Origin of the sequence: Leucobacter sp. HNU, from assembly GCF_047946755.1 — a bacterium.
Classification (GTDB): domain Bacteria; phylum Actinomycetota; class Actinomycetes; order Actinomycetales; family Microbacteriaceae; genus Leucobacter.
Map to the genome: position 1 here is coordinate 3,129,028 of NZ_CP178837.1, position 18,671 is coordinate 3,147,698.

Annotated in this window: 17 protein-coding genes and 1 pseudogene; 12 read left to right on the forward strand and 6 right to left on the reverse strand. The window is 71.1% G+C overall.

The features are described 5' to 3' along the window. Positions 1-73 precede the first annotated feature (73 nt). Positions 74-1,222, forward strand: coding sequence for an MmpS family transport accessory protein (locus AB3K78_RS15230; protein WP_416444633.1), 1,149 nt, complete (start codon positions 74-76; stop codon positions 1,220-1,222). 142 nt (positions 1,223-1,364) lie between these two features. On the opposite strand, the gene nucS is transcribed toward AB3K78_RS15230, so the two are convergent. From nucS to AB3K78_RS15250, 4 genes and pseudogenes are all read right to left on the reverse strand, one after another. Further along, the gene (gene nucS, locus AB3K78_RS15235; protein WP_416444635.1) at positions 1,365-2,057 is read right to left on the reverse strand and encodes an endonuclease NucS; all 693 of its coding nucleotides are present in this window, start codon (positions 2,055-2,057) and stop codon (positions 1,365-1,367) included. Between the two features lie 20 nt (positions 2,058-2,077). Further along, the gene (locus AB3K78_RS15240; RefSeq protein WP_416447380.1) at positions 2,078-3,463 is read right to left on the reverse strand and encodes an MFS transporter; all 1,386 of its coding nucleotides are present in this window, start codon (positions 3,461-3,463) and stop codon (positions 2,078-2,080) included. Next, on the reverse strand, positions 3,424-3,819 hold the full coding sequence (locus AB3K78_RS15245; RefSeq protein WP_416444637.1) for a VOC family protein: 396 nt from the start codon (positions 3,817-3,819) through the stop codon (positions 3,424-3,426). The genes AB3K78_RS15240 and AB3K78_RS15245 overlap by 40 nt, the downstream gene beginning before the upstream one ends. 78 nt (positions 3,820-3,897) lie before the next feature. Further along, positions 3,898-5,255: pseudogene (locus AB3K78_RS15250) on the reverse strand (MATE family efflux transporter). Positions 5,256-5,332: 77 nt separating this feature from the next. Between AB3K78_RS15250 and AB3K78_RS15255 the strand changes: the two are divergent. The 9 genes from AB3K78_RS15255 to AB3K78_RS15295 all read left to right on the forward strand — a co-directional run bounded on the left by AB3K78_RS15255 (position 5,333) and on the right by AB3K78_RS15295 (position 14,778). Beyond that, entirely contained in the window at positions 5,333-7,318 is a 1,986-nt protein-coding gene (locus AB3K78_RS15255) for a M13 family metallopeptidase (protein WP_416444639.1), read from the forward strand. 17 nt (positions 7,319-7,335) lie between these two features. After that, positions 7,336-8,739, forward strand: coding sequence for a CoA transferase (locus AB3K78_RS15260; protein ID WP_416444641.1), 1,404 nt, complete (start codon positions 7,336-7,338; stop codon positions 8,737-8,739). Between the two features lie 202 nt (positions 8,740-8,941). Further along, on the forward strand, positions 8,942-9,727 hold the full coding sequence (locus AB3K78_RS15265) for a DUF1684 domain-containing protein (protein ID WP_416444643.1): 786 nt from the start codon (positions 8,942-8,944) through the stop codon (positions 9,725-9,727). Between the two features lie 83 nt (positions 9,728-9,810). After that, positions 9,811-11,316 (forward strand): ABC transporter substrate-binding protein, encoded by a 1,506-nt coding sequence (locus AB3K78_RS15270; RefSeq protein WP_416444645.1) that lies wholly within the window; start codon positions 9,811-9,813, stop codon positions 11,314-11,316. Between the two features lie 89 nt (positions 11,317-11,405). Beyond that, positions 11,406-11,981 (forward strand): ABC transporter permease, encoded by a 576-nt coding sequence (locus AB3K78_RS15275; RefSeq protein WP_416444647.1) that lies wholly within the window; start codon positions 11,406-11,408, stop codon positions 11,979-11,981. Further along, a complete protein-coding gene (locus tag AB3K78_RS15280) occupies positions 11,951-12,271 on the forward strand; it encodes an ABC transporter permease subunit (RefSeq protein WP_416444649.1) in 321 nt (106 codons plus the stop codon). The genes AB3K78_RS15275 and AB3K78_RS15280 overlap by 31 nt, the downstream gene beginning before the upstream one ends. Positions 12,272-12,362: 91 nt before the next feature. After that, positions 12,363-13,178 carry an ABC transporter permease gene (locus AB3K78_RS15285; protein WP_416444651.1) on the forward strand — a complete coding sequence of 272 codons (816 nt, stop codon included), beginning with the start codon at positions 12,363-12,365 and terminating at the stop codon, positions 13,176-13,178. Further along, on the forward strand, positions 13,175-14,026 hold the full coding sequence (locus AB3K78_RS15290) for an ATP-binding cassette domain-containing protein (protein ID WP_416444653.1): 852 nt from the start codon (positions 13,175-13,177) through the stop codon (positions 14,024-14,026). The genes AB3K78_RS15285 and AB3K78_RS15290 overlap by 4 nt, the downstream gene beginning before the upstream one ends. Then, the gene (locus AB3K78_RS15295; RefSeq protein WP_416444655.1) at positions 14,023-14,778 is read left to right on the forward strand and encodes an ABC transporter ATP-binding protein; all 756 of its coding nucleotides are present in this window, start codon (positions 14,023-14,025) and stop codon (positions 14,776-14,778) included. The genes AB3K78_RS15290 and AB3K78_RS15295 overlap by 4 nt, the downstream gene beginning before the upstream one ends. Here AB3K78_RS15295 and AB3K78_RS15300 read toward each other — a convergent pair. After that, positions 14,747-15,403 (reverse strand): NAD(P)H-dependent oxidoreductase, encoded by a 657-nt coding sequence (locus AB3K78_RS15300; RefSeq protein WP_416444657.1) that lies wholly within the window; start codon positions 15,401-15,403, stop codon positions 14,747-14,749. The genes AB3K78_RS15295 and AB3K78_RS15300 overlap by 32 nt on opposite strands. A 66-nt stretch (positions 15,404-15,469) precedes the next feature. Here AB3K78_RS15300 and AB3K78_RS15305 point away from each other — a divergent pair, with 66 nt between their 5' ends. Beyond that, positions 15,470-16,048, forward strand: coding sequence for a TetR/AcrR family transcriptional regulator (locus tag AB3K78_RS15305; protein ID WP_416444659.1), 579 nt, complete (start codon positions 15,470-15,472; stop codon positions 16,046-16,048). 37 nt (positions 16,049-16,085) lie between these two features. On the opposite strand, the gene AB3K78_RS15310 is transcribed toward AB3K78_RS15305, so the two are convergent. Next, on the reverse strand, positions 16,086-17,021 hold the full coding sequence (locus tag AB3K78_RS15310) for a rhodanese-related sulfurtransferase (protein ID WP_416444661.1): 936 nt from the start codon (positions 17,019-17,021) through the stop codon (positions 16,086-16,088). A 128-nt stretch (positions 17,022-17,149) separates the two neighbouring features. Between AB3K78_RS15310 and AB3K78_RS15315 the strand changes: the two genes are divergently transcribed. Further along, positions 17,150-18,550: a pyridoxal phosphate-dependent decarboxylase family protein gene (locus tag AB3K78_RS15315; RefSeq protein ID WP_416447381.1), complete on the forward strand. Its 1,401-nt coding sequence runs from the start codon at positions 17,150-17,152 to the stop codon at positions 18,548-18,550. Positions 18,551-18,671 lie beyond the last annotated feature (121 nt).

The following is an 18,671-nucleotide window of genomic DNA, read 5'->3' on the forward strand; positions in this document are numbered from 1 at the left end:
TCTGTTCCTATGGGCGTAACGGAGCGCCGATCGATAGGGCAAGTGATTGCCTGCACACTGAGGAGAGTGGCGAGTGCCTGAGCTGAAGAGCAACGGGGGCGCCGCGGACCCTGGAGCTGTTGCTACCAGTCGTCGAAAGCGGAGCCCAAAGTTCATAGTTTCTGTTGTGACCGCTGCCCTAGCTGTCTCGACTGCCGCAGGGTGGGGCATCTGGGAGCTTTCTCAGAGGCGCACGGTTCCTGACCTAGTGGGACAGAGCCCGGAAGAAGCCAGGGGACTCGCAAAAAACCTTGATCTACGGCTGGACGCCACCGGGAGTGGACTGGAAAAGCGACTACGGAGCGGCAATATTCGCATTGCTTCTCAGCGCCCAGTCGCAGGTAGTGCTGTGAGAGCTGGCGAGGTAGTAGAGGTAGCGCTTGTAGGGCGCGGGGTGGAAGTTCCCAACCTCACGGGGCTTTCTCAAGAGGAAGCTGAAGAAGCGGTTGATGAGGCTCAACTCGAACTGTCTACCAAGTACGAGTCGAGACGAACTCCGGCGGCATGGAAAGTAGACAGACAGAGTGTCGCCCCTGGGCGCACCGTGGAAGCGGGTGCCACCGTAGAGATCGGGTTCAGCGTTCCAAAGCTCGTGATGCCGAACTCGGTTGGTGCCGCGAGTGATGCGGCCGAGACCGCTCTGATTGGCCTCGGGCTGGAGCCTGAACTTGTTGGGTCAGGGCCCTATGTAGCTTCGATGAGCATCAAAGCCGGGACGCTTCTCGAACCATTCACAGTCGTTCAGCTCACAACGGGCTACAAGGTGCCAAACGTCGTTGGGAAGACCTACGAGGAGGCAAAGGAGGCGCTTGCAGACTTCTCCGAACCGCAGTTCGAAGGGTCAAATTCGCGTCCAATCCTCAAACAGAGCGCCCCTCCTGGAACCGTCGTTGCGGCCACCACCAGGATTACGCTGACCAGCGCACCTGATGAGACCGTCTATCGCGTTATTGGGAATGGGTCATCGGCTGCAGTCACTTGGGCCCGCCCTGGTGGGTTTAGCATCGAGCAGGACACCGCAGCGATGCTGCCATGGGAGAAGAAATTTCGAGGGTCTACGGGATCCGCGAACTTTAACGCGCAGAGCCTAGATGGTGATTCAATCACTTGTCAGGTGGAGCGCAACGGGAAGGTAGTGCAAGAGCGCACGTCCACAGGTGCATACGCTGTTGTTCAATGCTGATGTTTTGCAGCGGGGCTACTCTTGCTCGCTTTCAAGGTGCTTCGGGCCTGAGGGCTCTCCTTTTGGGCGAGGGGCATGGCACCCAGCTCTTTGACGTACGATACAACGGCCATTCAAAGAAGACTTGGGCCGCGAAGATCCGCTAGAACAGCGTGTTCTGGTCCTCCATGCCGCGCATCGCGTCGTAGTCGAGCACGAGGCAGCGGATCCCGCGATCCTCGGCGAGGGTGCGGGCCTGCGGCTTGATCTCCTGAGCCGCGAACACGCCCTGCACGGGGGCCAGCACGGGGTCGCGGTTCATGAGCTCGAGGTAGCGGGTGAGCTGCTCGACGCCGTCGATCTCGCCCCGCCGCTTGATCTCCACGGCGACCGAGGCGCCGGACTCGTCGCGGGCGAGGATGTCGACCGGTCCGATCGCCGTCATGTACTCGCGACGGACCAGCGTGTGGCCGTCGCCGAGGAGCTCGATCTGGTCGGCCAGGAGCTCCTGCAGGTGCGCCTCGACGCCGTCCTTGATGAGTCCGGGATCGACACCGAGATCGTGGCTCGAGTCGTGGATGATCTCGAACAGGGAGACGACGAGCTTGTCGGCGGTCTTCTTGTGCACCACCTGCCACTGCTCGACGATGCCGGCGTCGCGGCGCTCGTCGTCGAGCTCGAGCTGTTCGAGCGAGCAGGGCGGGCTCATCCAGTTGAGCGGCTTGTAGGAGCCGCCGTCGGAGTGCACGAGGATCGAGCCGTCGCCCTTCAGCATGAGCACGCGGGTCGCGCGCGGCAGGTGCGCCGAGAGTCGCCCGGCATAGTCAACAGAGCAGTCAGCAACCACGATTCGCACCGGAACAGCCTACCCGTCGATCACGGGGCGGTCGTGCGGGGTTCGCGCGCGGCGGAGGCGACGAGGCCCGAGAGCAGCACGATCGCGGCGAGCGGCCAGAACGCCGGCAGCAGGCCGAAGTGCTCGCCCAGGAAGCCGATCATCATCGGGCCGAGCAGGAACGCGGTGTAGGCGATCGCCGACACGGTCGCGACGTCGCGCACCGCGGTCGCCGGTCGGTCGGCCGCGGCCGACATGCCGACGGGGAAGCCGAGCGCGCAGCCGATGCCCCAGAGCGCCGCACCGATGACGGACGCCCAGACGGCGGGCACGAGGATCACGATGACCACGCCGACGGTGCAGAGCAGGGCGCCGCCGCGGAGCACGGGCACGCGACCGAAACGGGTGAGGAGCGCCGCGCCGGCGAAGCGGGTCGTGGTCATGCAGACGAAGAAGACGCCCAGCACGAGGGTGCCCGTCGCGTTGGCGATGCCGCGGCCGTCGACGAGCCCGAGCGGCATCCAGTCGGCGGCGACGCCCTCGGCGAGGCTCATGCTCAGGGTGATGAGACCGATGAAGAGGATCCGAGGGTCGCGCCACGGGCTGCGGCGCGGCGCGGGTTCGGCCGGAGCGCCCGCGGGGATGACGGGGATCGATCCCGTGACCGCCGAGGCCGCGGTCGCCGTCTCGGTGGCGCGCAGCGCGGCGTGCTCGTCGTGCGGCACGAACCGCACCGCGACGAGCGCGACGGAGAGCACGAGCGCGAAGATGATCGACACGTGCACGGGCACCGGGATGCCGAGCTTCTCGGCGAGCGCTCCGAGCCCCATGGCGCTGACGCTGCCGAGGCTGAATCCGGCGTGCAGGGCGGGCATCCGCGGGCGGCCGAGCGCGCGTTCGGCCGCCGCGCCGCTCACGTTCATGGCCACGTCGGAGGTGCTGAACGAGAACCCGTAGATGAAGAGGCAGATGACGCCGGGCACGACCGACCCGGTCCAGAAGAGCACCGTCGCGAGCGGCATCGCGATGGCCTGGACGATCGCGCCGACGGTCAGCGTGCGCCGCGGTCCGAGCCAGGTGACGGTGCGCCCAGAGATGAGGAGCCCGATGACGGAGCCCGCGGCGATGCCGAGGCCGATGAGGCTCATCTCGAAGGTGCTGGCGCCGAGGTGATCGCGGGTGGCCGGGAGCCGGCTCAGCCACGAGCCGAAGCCGAGCCCGAACACCGTGAAGATCGCGAGGACGCCGCCGACCCACACGCGGGGCGAGTGGGCGTAGTGCGGTGCGGGCTGGGACACGGCGGGACTCCTGCGCTCGGGGCCGCTGGCGGCACGGATGGCCTGTGGCGGGCAGTCTTCCGATGCTAGTCGGGGGAGCCCGTGCCCGACTAGCCCGCGTGATGCATGAGCTGGATGAGGTTGCCGCAGGTGTCGTCGAGCACGGCCGTGGTCACGGGGCCCATGGTCGTCGGTTCCTGCGCGAAGCGGACGCCGAGCGCGCTGAGACGGTCGTATTCGGCCTGCACGTCGTCGACGGCGAACTGGGCCGCGGGGATCCCGTCGGCGAGGAGCGCGGCGGTGTACGCCTGCGCGGCCGGGTGCTGGTTCGGTTCGAGCAGCAGCTCGGTCCCCTCGGGGTCGGCCGCCGAGACGACGGTGATCCACCGAGCGTCGCCCACGGGAACGTCGTGCTTCGGCAGGAAGCCGAGCTTCTCGGTGTAGAAGGCCTTGGCGCGGTCCTGATCGGCGACGAAGACCTGGGTGAGGCGGATCTGAAGGGTCATCGGGGTGCTCCTGTCGGTCGGGTCGGGGAGTGCTGGGCGGCGGTGGACGGGGACGATTCGAGTATGCGCGGCTCCGGCTCAGACGCCCAGGACGATCCAGCGGCCGCCGCGTGCGCGCAGCCACAGGGTGAGCGCGCGCGCCGCCATGAACACCACGGTGAATCCTGCCGTGAGGGCGATGAGCGCCGGTGTGCCGGAGGGGGCGGCGACGGTGAGCAACCAGAGCACCGGGAGGTACACGGCCAGGTTCACGAGGCTGGTCCAGGCGAGATAGCGGGCGTCGCCCGCACCCATGAGCACCCCGTCGAGCACGAACACGAGTCCGCCGAGCGGCAGTGAGAGCCCGAGCACGACGAGGGCGGGCGGCAGGATCTCGAGCACGCGCGGGTCGCTGCTGAACACGCGGCCGAGCACGGGACTCGAAGCGATCAGGACGAGGCCGACGACCGCGCCGCACAGGACGCCCCAGAACAGGGTGCGGCGCACGACCGCGCGCGCACCGGCTTCGTCGCGTCTGCCGAGCGCGTCGCCCACGAGCGCCTGGGCCGCGATCGCCAGGGCGTCGAGCGCGAACGCGGCGGTCGAGAACACCGTGAAGACGACCTGGTACCCGGCCGTCGCGATGGTGCCGTGGCTCGTGGCGGCGGCCACGGTGAGCAGGAGGGCGGCGCGGAGGCCGAGCGTGCGCACGAAGAGCCACCCGCCGCTGCGCCCCGCGTGCCCGAGACCGTCGCGGTGCGGCAGCAGGCTGGCACCGTGCGCGCGTGCGTGGCGGGAGACCACCACGACGTAGACGAGGACCATGCCCCACTGCGCCGCGACGGTGCCCCAGGCGCTGCCGCCGATGCCCCAGCCGAAGCCGTAGATGAACAGCCAGTTGAGGCCGGCGTTGACGGCGAAGCCGATGGTGGCGACGGCGAGCGGGGTCTTCGTGTCCTGCATGCCGCGCAGCAGGCCCGTGGCGGCGAAGACCACGAGCATGGCGGGGATGCCGAGGCAGGAGACCGTGAGGTAGGTCCGGGCCTGCGCGGCGGTGTCGGGGGCCGCGCCGAACGCGTCCACGAGGGGTCCACCCGCCGCCCAGAGGAGCGCGGCGACGACCGCGCCGATGGCGAGCGCGAGCCAGAGCCCGTCGACGCCGGCCTGCACCGCGCCCCGCAGGTCGCCCGCGCCCCGACGTCGGGCGACCAGGGAGTGGTGGCGTAGGCGAGGAAGATCATGAGGCCGACGGCGGTCTGGAGGATCGCGCTCGCCACGGCGAGACCGGCCAGGGAACCTGCGCCGAGGTGCCCGACGAGCGCGGAGTCGACGATGAGGAACAGGGGCTCCGCGATGAGCGCGCCGAGCGCCGGGATCGCGAGCGAGGCGATTCTTCCGTCGATCGCGCGCCGAGCGCCCCGGGGCGCCGGGCGCGGGTCGGAGAGCGGAGCGGACATGGATCCCACGCTAGTGCCGGGCGCCGACATCGGCGGCGGCTCGGTCGCCTGTCGGCGGCTGTGGCTAGGGTGGTCGCATGAGCAACGCAGCCCCCATCTCCGGCATCGACCTCACCGAGCTCGACCCTGCGGTCCGCCCGCAGGACGACCTGTTCCGCCATGTCAACGGCAAGTGGATCGATCGCACCGAGATCCCGGGCGACAAGGCCCGCTACGGCTCCTTCGCGGTGCTCGCCGAGAATGCCGAGGAGGCGGTCCGCGACATCATCACCGGCACCGAGGCGCCCGAGCCCGGCCTCATCGAGGGCGGCGCCGAGGCCGAAGCCGACAAGGTCGCCGCGCTCTACGCCTCCTTCATGGACACGAGCCGCGTCGACTTCCTCGGCGCCGAGCCCATCTGGGACGACCTGGCACGCGTGCTCGCGGTCTCCTCCATCCCCGAACTCGTGCGGGTCACCGCCGAACTCGAGCGGCAGGGCCTCGGCGGCTTCTTCGGCATGTACATCGACAACGATCCGGGCGACCCCTCGCGCTACATCGCGTTCGTCATGCAGGGCGGTATCGGCCTGCCAGACGAGTCGTACTACCGCGAGGAGCAGTTCGCCGGGATTCGCGAGCAGTACGTCGCGCACATCGAACGCATGCTCGACCTGGTCGGCGTGAGCGAGGCCGATCGCCTCGCGGGCCTCGCCTACGACCTCGAGCGCCGGATCGCGGCGTCGCACTGGGACACCGTCGCGAGCCGCGACATCCAGAAGCTCTACAACCTGCGCACCTTCGCCGGGCTGCAGGAGATCACCCCGCAGCTCGACTGGTCGGCGTACCTCGCCGCGATGGGGGCGCCCGAGAGCGCGTTCGCCGAGGTGGTCGCCGCGCAGCCCGAGGCCCTCGCGGGCCTGGCCGAGCTGCTCGTCGAGGAGGAGCTCCCGGCCTGGCGCGCGTGGCTCGTCTGGGCGCTCGTCCGCGGATCCGCCGCGCTGCTCTCGCAGGAGATCTCGCGCGCGAACTTCGAGTTCTACGGCACCGCGCTCACGGGCGCGCCCGAGCAGCGCGACCGCTGGCGCCGCGGAGTCTCCTTCGTCGAGGGCGCGATGGGCGAGGCCGTCGGGCGTCTGTACGTCGAGCGCCACTTCGACGAGAACTCGAAGGCGGAGATGGACGTGCTCGTCGGGCACCTCATCGAGGCCTACCGCGATTCGATCCGGCAGCTCGACTGGATGAGCCCCGAGACCCGCGAGCGGGCGCTCGACAAGCTCGAGAAGTTCACGCCCAAGATCGGCTACCCCGTGAAGTGGCGCGACTACTCGTCGCTCGCGGTCGACGCGGGCGACCTCGTCGGCAACTCCCGGCGGGTCTCCGAGTTCGAGTTCGTGCGCGAGCTCGGCAAGCTCGGCAAGCCGATCGACCGGGACGAGTGGTTCATGACCCCGCAGACGGTCAACGCGTACTACAACCCCGGCTTCAACGAGATCGTGTTCCCCGCCGCGATCCTGCAGCCGCCCTTCTTCGACGCGAATTGGGACGCCGCGACCAACTTCGGGGCGATCGGCGCCGTGATCGGGCACGAGATCGGCCACGGCTTCGATGACCAGGGCTCCCGCTACGACGGTGACGGGCGCCTCACCGATTGGTGGACCGAGCAGGACCGCGGCGCGTTCGAGGAGCGCACGAAGGCGCTCATCGGTCAGTACAACGCGCTCTCGCCCGAGGGCGCCGAGGGGCAGACGGTCAACGGCGAGCTCACCATCGGCGAGAACATCGGCGACCTCTCGGGCCTCGAGATCGCGTGGAAGGCCTACCTGCGGGCGCTCGACGGCGCCGACTCGCCCGTCATCGACGGCCTCACGGGCGCCGAGCGGTTCTTCCTCGCCTGGGCGCAGGCGTGGCAGCAGAAGTCCCGCCCCGAGGAGGTCGTGCGCCTGCTGACCATCGACCCGCACTCGCCCAACGAGTTCCGGTGCAATCAGATCGTGCGCAACCTCGCCCCCTTCCACGAGGCCTACGGGACGAAGCCGGGCGACGCCCTCTGGCTCGACCCGGCCGAGCGCGTGAGCATCTGGTGAGCTGACGGCGGCCGGCAGTGAGCGACTTCGCCGACGGGGTGCTGCGGGAGCTGGGGCTCCCGCGCACCGCCGCGGCGAGACTCGTCGGCGCCGAACCGCCGCTCCCCGCACGGCTGCCGGTGGGCGGCCTCGCTCGCGCAGCGGTCGGTGCGTTCGCGCTCGCGGCCGAGACCGCTCGGGCCGCCGTCCACGGAACCGTGCGGCACCCCGACGACGCACCCGACCCGATCCCGCTCGATCCCGTGCGGATCGCGGCCTCGTTCCGCAGCGAGCAGCTCGGCAGGCTCGACGGACGGGCGCCGGCGGCGTGGGATCCGCTGTCCGGGTTCTTCTGCAGTGCCGACGGTTGGGTGCGGACGCACGCCAACTATCCCTGGCACGCCGCCGCGCTCCGTTCCGCGCTGGGATGCGGCTCCGAGGCGGACCGCGAGGCCGTCGCCGCGGCGATCGCCGAGCGGCCGGCCCAGGCGGTCGAGTCCGCGGTCTACGCGGCCGGCGGGCTCGCGGTCGCGGTGCGCGATCCGGCGGCGTGGGCGCGGTTGCGAGGCCCCGCTGACGCGCCGCTCCGGCTCGCGCGGTCCGGCGCTCGCCGGTCGCTGCCGAGCGCCGACCCGATGCTGCCGCTCGCGGGCGTGCGGATCCTCGACCTCACGCGGGTCATCGCGGGCCCGGTCGCGACGCGCGCGCTCGCGGGCCTCGGCGCCGACGTGCTGCGCGTCGACGCGCCGGCCCGGCCCGAGCCCCTGTGGCAGTGGCTCGATACCGGGCGCGGCAAGAGATCGACGCTGCTGGATCTCGGCGACCGGGGAGACCGCGAGCGGTTCGTCGAGCTGCTCGCGCGGGCGGACGTCGTCATCACCGGGGCCCGGCCCGGCGCGCTCGCGCGTTTCGGGCTGGAGCCCGAGCAGCTCGCGGACTCCCACCCGAGCATCGTCACGGCCCGGGTCCGGGCCTGGGCGCCCTGCGGCGACTGGGGCGACCGCCGCGGTTTCGACAGCCTCGTGCAGGCGGCCAGCGGCATCGCGGCGATCGAGGGCGAGACGAACGGCGACGGCGCACCCGGACGCCTCCCCGCCCAGGCGCTCGACCACTCGGCCGGCGCCCTGTTGGCCGCGGGCGTCGCGTCGCTCCTCGCCGAAGCGCGGGCCGGCCACGTCGCGGTGGCGCTCGAGGACATCGCCCGGGCGCTGATCGGAGCGCGAGCCGGCGCCGACGGCGCCGGCGCCGGCGCCTGCGGCCTCGACGCGGCCGAGACCGACCCGGAGCTGCTGCGCGCGGTCGACGGGTTCGAGCCCGTCGCCGCGCCGAGCCGGTGGGGGCGGCTGGGCATCGTGGGAGCGGCCTACCTGCCCCGCTGGCAGCCGGACCCCGGCCCCTGGGAGGGCCGTCCGTTCGGATCGGACGCCCCGGCGTGGCGGTGAACCGCGCGGGTTCCCGCGCACGCCGGCCCGCGCCGGGAATGCGGTCCGACCGGCTCCCGTTACGAGGGATGTCGCACGATTCGCGCGCACGCCTCCACCTGACGCATACTGAAGTGTTGCGAATGCGAGGCATTCGCAAACTTCGCAAGTCGTGTCGAACCGAGCAGCATCGGCCCCGCCGGCGGCCGAGCAGATTGGATGGATGATGACCGAGCAGCCGAACCCCGCCCTGAGCGATGAGGCGCGAGCGCACGCCGCCTGGCGCGAGTCGCGCCGCGAGGCCGTCACCTCGCCGACGGGCAACCTCAGCCTGGTCGAGACCCGCTGGTTCCCGGCCGGCACGACCGCGCAGGAGGCGGGCATCACCGCCGAGGCCGAGCGTTCGGCGGCCCGCGCCGCGGGCCGCGGGGACCGCGTCACCGTGACCGAGCTGCAGCGCCGCGACCTCGCCACCGGCGAACCGGAGTACGGGATCCGGGTCTGGGACGCGGACTCGGCCGCGATCCGCGCCTTCGACGGCACCGCGACCTTCGACTACGACCCGTCCTGGGTGATCGAGGCCGAATTCACCCCCGTGGCGGCCGATCGCACGATCCCGTTCGAGCACATCCGCGACGCCGGACTCACCCGGGACCTCGTCGTGCCGGGCGACATCACGTTCGAGCGCGGCGGCGAGCGCTTCACCCTCTCGGCGTTCGACGACGACGGCCAGCTGCTGCTCGTGTTCGGCGATCCGACGAACCGCGCGACCGACGGCACGCAGAGCTACGGCGCGGGCCGCTTCCTCTTCGTGCCGCGCGACGCGGGCGCCTTCGGCGAGCCCGGCCGGGTGACGCTCGACTTCAACCGTGCCTTCGTGCCGCCGTGCGGTTTCTCGGCGCAGTACAACTGCCCGATGCCGCCGGCGCAGAACCGCCTGCCCTGGCCGATCCTCGCGGGCGAGCGACTGCCCGAGTTCCGCGACGGCTTCGACATCTACACGGTCTGACCGGACCCGAACCGGACTCGTTCCGGCGCGATCCGGACCGCATCACCCACTCCAGCACCACCGCCCGACCCGAAGGAATGCCCATGATCTCTCTGAAGCGGAAGGCCCTCGCGGCCGCGGCCGCGCTCACCGTCTCGGCCCTCGCCCTGACGGGGTGCGCGCAGGGCGGTGGCGCGAACGCCGGCGGAGCCGATGCGACGATCCGCATCGGATCGCTCTACGAGCCCGTCAACCTGAGCAACGTCGCGGGCGGCGGCCAGGGCGTCACCGAGGCGCTCACCGGCAACGTCTACGAGAGCCTCTTCAAGCTGAACGACGACGGCACGATCTCGCCGCTGCTCGCCACGAAGCACGAGATGAGCTCCGACGGGCTCACCTACACCTTCACTCTGCGCGACGGCGTGAAGTTCCACTCGGGCAAGGCGCTCACCTCCGCCGACGTGAAGGCGAGCATCGAGGCGGTGCTCGCTCCCGATTCGCAGTCGGCGCGCAAGTCGAGCCTCGAGGTGATCAAGAGCATCGAGACGCCCGACGCCCGCACCGTGAAGGTCGACCTCAAGCAGCGCTCGATCTCGTTCCCCTACCTGCTCTCGTACATCTGGGTGGTGAACGCCGACGCCAAGAACCTCGAGAAGCAGGAGGACGGCACCGGCCCCTACACGCTCGGCGAGTGGAAGCGCGGCAGCACCCTGACGCTGAAGCGCTGGAACGACTACTGGGGTGAGAAGGCGAAGAACGGCAAGGTCGTGTTCTCCTACTTCACCGACGCGACGGCCGAGGACACCGCGCTCACGAGCGGCAGGGTCGACCTGATCACGAGCGTGCAGAACCCCGACGCGCTGCCCCAGCTCGAGAAGAGCGGCAAGTTCACGATCAACGACGGCAAGTCGACCACCAAGGAACTGCTCGCCTTCAACGACAGGGCGAAGCCCTTCGCCGACGCCAAGGTGCGCCAGGCGATCTACTCGGCGATCGACCGCAAGAAGCTGCTGAACGCGATCTGGGGCGACTACGGCACCCTGATCGGGTCCATGGTGCCGCCGAGCGATCCCTGGTACGAGGACCTCACCCAGCTGAACCCCTACGACCCCGAGCGGTCGAAGACCCTGCTGCGGGAGGCCGGGCTGGCGAGCGGCTTCACCTTCACCCTCGACACCCCGAGCTACGACCCGCACCCCGCGGTCGCCGAGTTCCTGCAGTCGGAGCTGAAGAAGGTCGGGATCACGGTCAAGATCAACACGATCAGCGCCGACGAGTGGTACACCAAGGTGTTCAAGAACCACGACTTCGAGGCGACGCTGCAGGAGCACGTCAACGACCGCGACGTGGTCTGGTACGGCAACCCCGAGTTCTACTGGGGGTACGACAACCCGCAGGTGACGAAGTGGATCGACGAGGCCGAGCAGGCCTCCTCGGAGGCCGAGCAGACCGATCTGCTGAAGCGGGCGAACCGCCAGATCGCCACCGATGCGGCGAGCGCGTGGCTGTACCTCTACCCGCAGATCGTGGTCGCGTCGAAGGACGTGAGCGGCTACCCGGTCAACGGGCTGAACTCGCAGTTCCCCGCCTATAACATCGTCAAGAAGTAGCTCGAGGACGCGATGGTGCCGGGGGCCGCTGGTCCCCGGCACCATCGCGTCGGCGGCGAGGAACGCCCGATTCAGGGAGGGAGTGCACGATGCCCGGGTATCTGCTGCGCCGTGGCGCGCTCCTGATCGGGTCGCTCGCGGTCGCCATGATCGTGATCTTCGTGCTGCTGCGCCTGCTGCCCGGTGACCCGGCGAACGCGCTGCTCTCGGTGAGCGCGACCCCGGAGCAGATCGCGGCGGCGCGCAAGCAGGTGGGCTCGGATCAGCCGCTGCTCGTGCAGTTCGGCGCCTGGGCGGCGCAGATGCTGCGCTTCGATCTGGGCGAATCGCTCATCACGGGCGCCCCCGTCGGGCCCGAGATCTCCTCCCGCCTGCGGGTGACGCTGCCGCTCACGCTCCTCGCGTTCGGCATCGCGCTCGTGCTGTCCGTCGCGGCGGGCGTGACCGCCGCGGTGCAGTCGGACCGATGGTACGGCACGCTGCTCTCAGGCGTCGCGCAGCTCGGCATCGCCGTTCCGGTGTTCTGGATCGGGATCATCCTCGTGTGGGTCTTCGGGCTCGGGCTCGGCTGGTTCCCGACGGGGGCTTCCCCGCCGACGACTGGTCGGATCCGGCGGGGGCCTTCTCGTCCCTCGTGCTCCCCGCGCTGGCGATCGGGCTGGTGATGGGGGCCTCCCTGACCCGCTACGTCCGTTCGGCGACGCTCGACGTGCTCGGCAGCGACTACCTGCGCACGGCCCGGGCGCACGGCTCGGGCTTCGGCGAAGCGCTGTGGCGGCACGGACTGCGCAACGGCGCGGTGCCGGTGGTCTCGGTGCTCGGCATCGAGCTCGCGACGACCCTGCTCGGAGCGGTCGTGGTCGAGAGCGTCTACGCGCTGCCCGGGCTCGGCAGCTACCTCGTCGACGGCATCGCGAAGCACGACTTCGCGGCGATCCAGGGGTGCTCGTGGTGACCACCCTGCTGGTGCTGCTCGTCGGCTTCGCTGCCGACGTCGTGCAGCGCCTCATCGATCCCCGGCTGCGGAAGAGCGTGGGGGTGGCCTCGTGAAACGCGCAACGCTCTGGATCGGCCTGGGCCTCGTCTCGGTCGTCGTGCTCGTCGCCCTCGTCTCGCTCGCGTGGGTGCCCTATCCGCTCGACGACACCTCGGGCGGACGCCTGTCGCCGCCCTCGGGCGAGCACCTGCTCGGCACCGACAAGCTGGGGCGCGACCTGCTCAGCCAGCTCATGGTGGGTGCGCGGATCGCGCTGCTGGTCGGCGTCGGCTCGGTCGTGATCGCGACGCTCATCGGCGTCACGATCGGGCTCGTGGCGGCCTTCGCCGCCCCGTGGCTCGACGATTCGATCTCGGCACTGCTCGACGTGGCCATCGCGTTCCCGGTGCTGCTGACGGCCATGCTCATCGTCGCGCTGCAGCCGCCGTCGCTGGGCTCGGCGATCCTCGCGATCGGCCTCGGCATGTCGGCCGTGGTCGCCCGCATCGCGCGGATCCTCGCGAAGCGGGTGGTCGGCTCGCAGTACGTCACGGCCGCGCGCACGAGCGGCACGCGCACGCTCGGCATCGTGCGGCGCCACGTGCTGCCGAACATCGCCCCGACGCTCGCCGTCACGCTCGCGCTCCAGTTCGGCGCGGCCGTGCTGGCCGAGGCGAGCCTGTCCTACCTGGGGCTCGGCGCGCCGCCTCCCAACGCGTCGTGGGGTCGCCTGCTGCAGGAGGCGCAGGGCACCGTGCTCGAGGCGCCCGCGGGTGCGCTCGCGCCCGGCATCGCGCTCGTCGTGCTCGTGCTCGGCGTCAACTTCGTGGCGGACGGCCTGCGCGACGCGACCGATCCCACCCGTCGCCGGAGGAGGTCCGCGTGAGCGCCCAGGCAGTTCCTGCCGAGACGCTGCTGCGCGTCGACGGCCTCACGGTGGATGCCGGGTCCGGCGCCGGTGCCACCGAGCTCGTGCGCGGCATCTCGTTCGAGATCGCGGCGGGGGAGCGGGTCGGCCTCATCGGCGAGTCCGGTTCGGGCAAATCGCTCACCGCGCTCGCGATCGCGGGGCTGCTGCCCGCGGGGCTCTCTGCCGGCGGCTCCTCCGTGCTCGACGGCGTGCAGACGGTCGGCGCGAGCGAGGCCGAGCTGCGTCCGCTGCGCGGGCCCGCCATCGGTTTCGTGTTCCAAGAGCCCCTCACGGCTCTCGACCCGCTCATGCGGGTCGGCAGGCAGATCGCCGAGCCGCTGCGGCGGCACCGCGGACTGCGCGGCGCCGAGCTCGATCGCGCGGTCGCGGACTCGCTGGCCGAGGTGCGGCTCGAGGATCCGCGCCTCGCGCGCGCCTACCCGCACGAGCTGTCGGGCGGGCAGCGGCAGCGCATCGCGATCGCCATCGCCCTCGCGGCCCGGCCGAAGCTGCTCGTCGCGGACGAGCCGACGACGGCGCTCGACGTGACCGTGCAGGCCGAGGTGCTGGGGCTGCTCGACCGGCTCGTCGCGGAGCGCGGGATGGGCCTGCTCTTCATCAGCCACGACCTCGCGGTGGTGGCGCAGCAGACGTCGCGCGTGCTCGTGCTGCGCGCGGGCGAGGCCGTCGAGACGGGTGCGGTCGTCGATCTGGTGCGCGCTCCGCAGCACCCGTACACGGCGCAGCTCGTCGCCCATGCGCGAGCGCTCGATGCGGCGCTCGACGGCGCCGCGGGCGGCCGAGACGCAGGAGGCGACGCATGACCGTGCTCGAGGCCGCGAACGTCGATTTCGCCTACGGCCGCCGTCCGATCCTGCACGGGGTCTCGCTGCGGCTCGGCGCGGGGGAGTCGGTCGGCGTCGTCGGCGAGTCCGGTGCGGGCAAGTCCACCCTGCTCTCGCTGCTGCTCGGCCTCGCGGCGCCGTCGGCGGGAGCGGTGCGGTTCGACGGCGAGCCGCTGCGGCTGCGCGACCACGCAGCCATGCGCCGCTTCCGCTCGGGGGTGCAGGCCGTGTTCCAGGATCCGTACTCGTCGCTCGATCCCCGTCAGCGCATCGACCGGATCGTGGCCGAGCCCCTCGAATCGCTCGGGATCGCGCAGGGCGCGGATGCGGCGGCCCGGGTGCGCGCCGCGCTGACATCGGTCGGGCTTCCCGAGGATGCCGCGCTGCGGTATCCGCACGAGTTCTCGGGCGGGCAGCGGCAGCGGATCGCGATCGCACGCGCGACCGTCGTGCGCCCGCGCGTGCTCGTCGCCGACGAGCCGGTGAGCGCGCTCGACGTGAGCACCCGGACCCAGGTGATCGACCTGGTCAACGAACTGCGCGCGACGACGGGCCTCGCGCTCGTGATGGTGTCCCACGATCTCGGAGCCGTCGCCGCGACCTGCGAGCGCACGCTCGTGCTCGAGGGCGGCCGTGTCGTCGAGGAGGGCCCTACCGCGAGGATCCTCACCGCACCGCGCGAGGACTACACGCGGCGACTCATCTCGGCGATCCCGCGGCTGCCGGTGTAGCGGGCGACGCGATCGCCTCGGCGGGCGCGGCCGCACGGTTCCGCGATCCGCGGGCATCGTCCCGCCGTCGATCCGCGGCACCCGTCCGGGCTGCCTCGGCGATCCAGCGTTCGCGCTTCCGGTCGTTCGCGGCGCCGACCCCGAGCAGGCGGCGCACGGGGAACGGTCGAACACCGCAGAATCGCATGGTGTGCCGGGCGACCTGTCGGGCGGCCGGTGTGCCGACGACCGGCAGCGCCAGCGCGGGCGTGTCGGCGAGGAGGAACATGCGACCGGTTCGGCCGGCCAGCAGGCCCTGCGGGAACCCGGCGGGCGAGGTCCGGTACTCGTGCTGGGGGAGCAGCGCCCGGTCGAAGAAGCCCTTGAGCAGTGCCGGCACGGAGGCCCACCACATCGGGGTGACGATGACGATGCGGTCGGCGGCGTGCAGCGCGTCGCGTGCGTCCTGCAGGTCCGGCTCGACGGGGATCCGCTTGCGGTAGCCGAAGCGCAGGTGCGGGTCGAAGTCGAGGTCTCGGAGCGCGAGCAGGCGGGCGTCGCCGTGCCCGGTCGCGTAGCTGCGAGCGATCGCGGAGGTGAGCGAATCGGGGTTCGGGTGTCCATCGATGACGAGCGCGGTGGGCATGCGGCGATCCAATCTTGACAGTGTCCATTTATGTGGGCAGTGTCAAGATAGGGCAGGATGTTGCTCGTGTCAAGTTCCCGAGAGGCCTACCACCACGGTCGGCTGGCGCAGGCGCTGGAGGACGCGGCCATGCAGCTGCTCGAGCGCAAGCCCGCCGCCGAGATCAGCCTGCGCGAGGTCGCGCGCGCGGCCGACGTCAGCCACAACGCCCCGTACCATCACTTCACCGATCGACGCGGACTGCTGAAGGCGCTCGCCGAGCGCAGCATGGGGGAGCTGCTGGCCGGGGTACGGGACGCGGTCGACGGCGCCCGCGCCGACGGCGGACCCGTCGAGGCGCTGCTCGCGGGCGGCAGCGCCTATATCCGGTTCGCCGTCGAGCACCCGAACGCCTTCACCGCCGTCTACGACCCGACGGTGTGCATCCCAGGGGCCCCGACCGAGACGATGGCGCCGCTCATCGATGAGCTCGAGGCGATCCTCGGAGCGACCGCGGCCGAAGCCGGCCTCGGGAGCGAGAGCGAGGCGCTCGCCCTGTGGGGGCTGATGCACGGCCTCGGCACGCTCTGCGCCGCGGGGCACTTCCCGACGGATGCTGCGCAGGCGGCGTTCACCGCGGGCGCCACCCGCATGCTGCCGAGCTGACGGGTCCCGCGTCCGCGGCGACCCCGGTGCCGGAGGCTCAGACCGCGACGTGCTCCTCGCAGGAGGCGCCCGCGTGCGTCTCGCACAGCACGAGGCGCTTGCGGCAGGCGGGATCGGCGCAGTTCGCGAGCTGCTTCGACGCCTCGCCGCAGACGGCGCAGCGCCCGAGCACCGCGGCCCCCGGAGCGAAGTCCATCGACTCGCGGCCGTCGAACACCGCGAGCGATCCCTCCCAGAGCCCGTCGTTGCCGAAGGCCTCGCCGTACTTCACGATCCCCCCGTCGATCTGGTAGACCTCGCCGAAGCCCCGCTCGACCATCGCGGCCGACAGTATCTCGCAGCGGATCCCGCCCGTGCAGTAGGTCACGACCGGGCGGCCCTTGAGGTCGTCGAACGCGCCGCTCTCGATCTGCTCGATGAAGCCGTGCGTGGTGCGCACGTCGGGCACCACCGCATCCTTGAACCGGCCGATCTCGGCCTCCCAGGCGTTGCGCCCGTCGAAGAACACGACGTCGTCGCCGCGCTCGGCGACGAGCTCGTTGACCTGCTGCGGCGACAGGTGCGTGCCGCCGCCGACCACGCCGTTCTCGTCGACCACGGTCTCGTCCGGGATCCCGAACGCGACCAGTTCGTCCCGCGCCTTCACGCTGAGCTTCGGGAAGTCCACGATGCGGCGCCACGGAGCGCGCCGGTCCACGCCGTGCAGCGGCTCGGCCGCGTCGGGCTCGAAGGCGGTCCCGTCGCTCCACTTCGGCACCAGGGCCGAGAACGGCGCGTACTCCCTGGTGCGGCGCAGGTACTGCTTGCAGGCGTCGAGCTCGCCCCCGACCGTGAGGTTGATGCCGTGCTTCGAGACGATGATGCGGCCGCGGAGGCCGAGGGACTCGCACAGCTCGCGCTGCCAGAGGCGCACGGCCTCGGGGTCGGGGACGGGGGCGAAGGCGTAGGCGAGCAGGATCTTGGGCACGGGCACCCGTCAATGGTAGGCGACGTGCCCGGAACAGGCTGGACCGGTCCAGAGTGAAGCAGGCTTGTGCGATTCCCGGCGCAGGATCGAGACTGGCGATGCACACCCGTCTGCGCACGACCCGGGAGACCGTCATGACCGCCGAAGCCGACCCGAACGCCCACACCCGCATGCACTCGGTCTCGGAGGAGACCCGGAGCATCGTCGACCTGGTGCTCGACTACTCCCGGCGCCGCCTGCTGGCCACCGACACCCCGCTCGATCACGCATCCTCGCCGAGCGAGCTGACCCGCCTCGCGGGCCGCACCATCAGCGAGGAGGGCATCGGCGCGAGCCGAGCGCTCGCCGCCTTCGAGATGGTGCTCGCCCCCGCCTGCATCACGACCGATCACCCGCAGTACCTCTCGTTCATCCCGAGCGCCCCGTCGAAGGCCGCGATGGCGTTCGACCTCGTCGTCTCGGCGAGCGCGCTGTACGGCGGCTCCTGGCTCGAGGGCTCGGGTGCCGTGCACGCCGAGAACGAGGTGCTCTCGTGGCTCGCCGGCGAGTTCGGTCTGCCCGAGGGCGCCGGGGGCGTGTTCGTGCAGGGCGGCACCATCGGCAACCTCTCCGCGCTCGTCGCCGCGCGCGACACCGCCCGCCGTGCCCGCACCGCGGCGGGGCTCTCCGCCCGCCCCGAGGGCGGCTGGGCGGTCGTCTGCAGCGCCGAGGCGCACTCCTCGGTGAAGTCCGCGGCCGAGATCATGGACGTCGACGTGATCGCGGTGCCCGGCGGCGACACCGGCTCCCTCTCGGCCGCCGCGGTGCGCGAGGCGCTCGAGTCCGATGGTGAGCGCGTGTTCGCGGTCGTCGCGACCGGCGGATCCACGAACTTCGGCATCGTCGACGACATCGCGGGCGTCGCGGCCCTCAAGGACGACTTCGACTTCTGGCTGCACGTCGACGGCGCCTACGGCCTCACCGCCATGCTGTCGCCGCTCGCCCGGCACCACTTCGCGGGCGTCGAGCGCGCCGACTCGGTGATCGTCGACCCGCACAAGTGGCTGTTCGCGCCCTACGACGTCTGCGCGCTGATCTACCGCGATCCCGAGAACGGCCGCCTCGCGCACACCCAGCACGCCGAGTACCTCGACGTGCTCACCGAGCAGGCGGCCTACGATCCCTCCGACTACTCGATCCAGCTGACGCGACGGCCGCGCGGCCTGCCGCTCTGGTTCTCGCTCGCGACCTACGGAGCCGCGACCTACCGGGACGCGGTGACGCACTCGATCGCGCTCGCCCGCCGCATCGCCGACGAGATCGAGCGGCGTCCGGGCTTCTCGCTCGTGCGCGATCCGCAGCTCTCCGTCGTCGTGTTCGAGCGGGACGGCTGGTCGAAGGCCGACTACGAGCGGTGGTCGGATCAGCTGCTCGCGGACCAGCAGGCGTTCGTGGTGCCGAGCTCGCACGCGGGCCGCACCAATGCTCGCTTCGCGATCGTGAATCCGCTCACCACCTTCGAGCAGCTCACCGCGATCCTCGACTCCATGCAGTAGCCGCCCCAGGCGCTCCACGGCGTCATCCTCCGCGAGGAACGAGTCGCAGGATCCCACCGCTTGACCTTGACGTAACGTCAAGTTCTAGCGTGGACTTGTCGGGATCGGAGGGGCCACGAAC

Excerpts from the sequence above, each read along its gene's own strand:
- AB3K78_RS15315 (WP_416447381.1), top strand. The coding sequence starts at position 17,150 with ATGACCGCCGAAGCCGACCCGAACGCCCACACCCGCATGCACTCGGTC.
- AB3K78_RS15300 (WP_416444657.1), bottom strand. The coding sequence starts at position 15,403 with ATGCCCACCGCGCTCGTCATCGATGGACACCCGAACCCCGATTCGCTC.
- AB3K78_RS15270 (WP_416444645.1), top strand. The coding sequence starts at position 9,811 with ATGATCTCTCTGAAGCGGAAGGCCCTCGCGGCCGCGGCCGCGCTCACC.
- AB3K78_RS15255 (WP_416444639.1), top strand. The coding sequence starts at position 5,333 with ATGAGCAACGCAGCCCCCATCTCCGGCATCGACCTCACCGAGCTCGAC.
- AB3K78_RS15295 (WP_416444655.1), top strand. The coding sequence starts at position 14,023 with ATGACCGTGCTCGAGGCCGCGAACGTCGATTTCGCCTACGGCCGCCGT.
- AB3K78_RS15265 (WP_416444643.1), top strand. The coding sequence starts at position 8,942 with ATGATGACCGAGCAGCCGAACCCCGCCCTGAGCGATGAGGCGCGAGCG.
- AB3K78_RS15245 (WP_416444637.1), bottom strand. The coding sequence starts at position 3,819 with ATGACCCTTCAGATCCGCCTCACCCAGGTCTTCGTCGCCGATCAGGAC.
- AB3K78_RS15275 (WP_416444647.1), top strand. The coding sequence starts at position 11,406 with ATGCCCGGGTATCTGCTGCGCCGTGGCGCGCTCCTGATCGGGTCGCTC.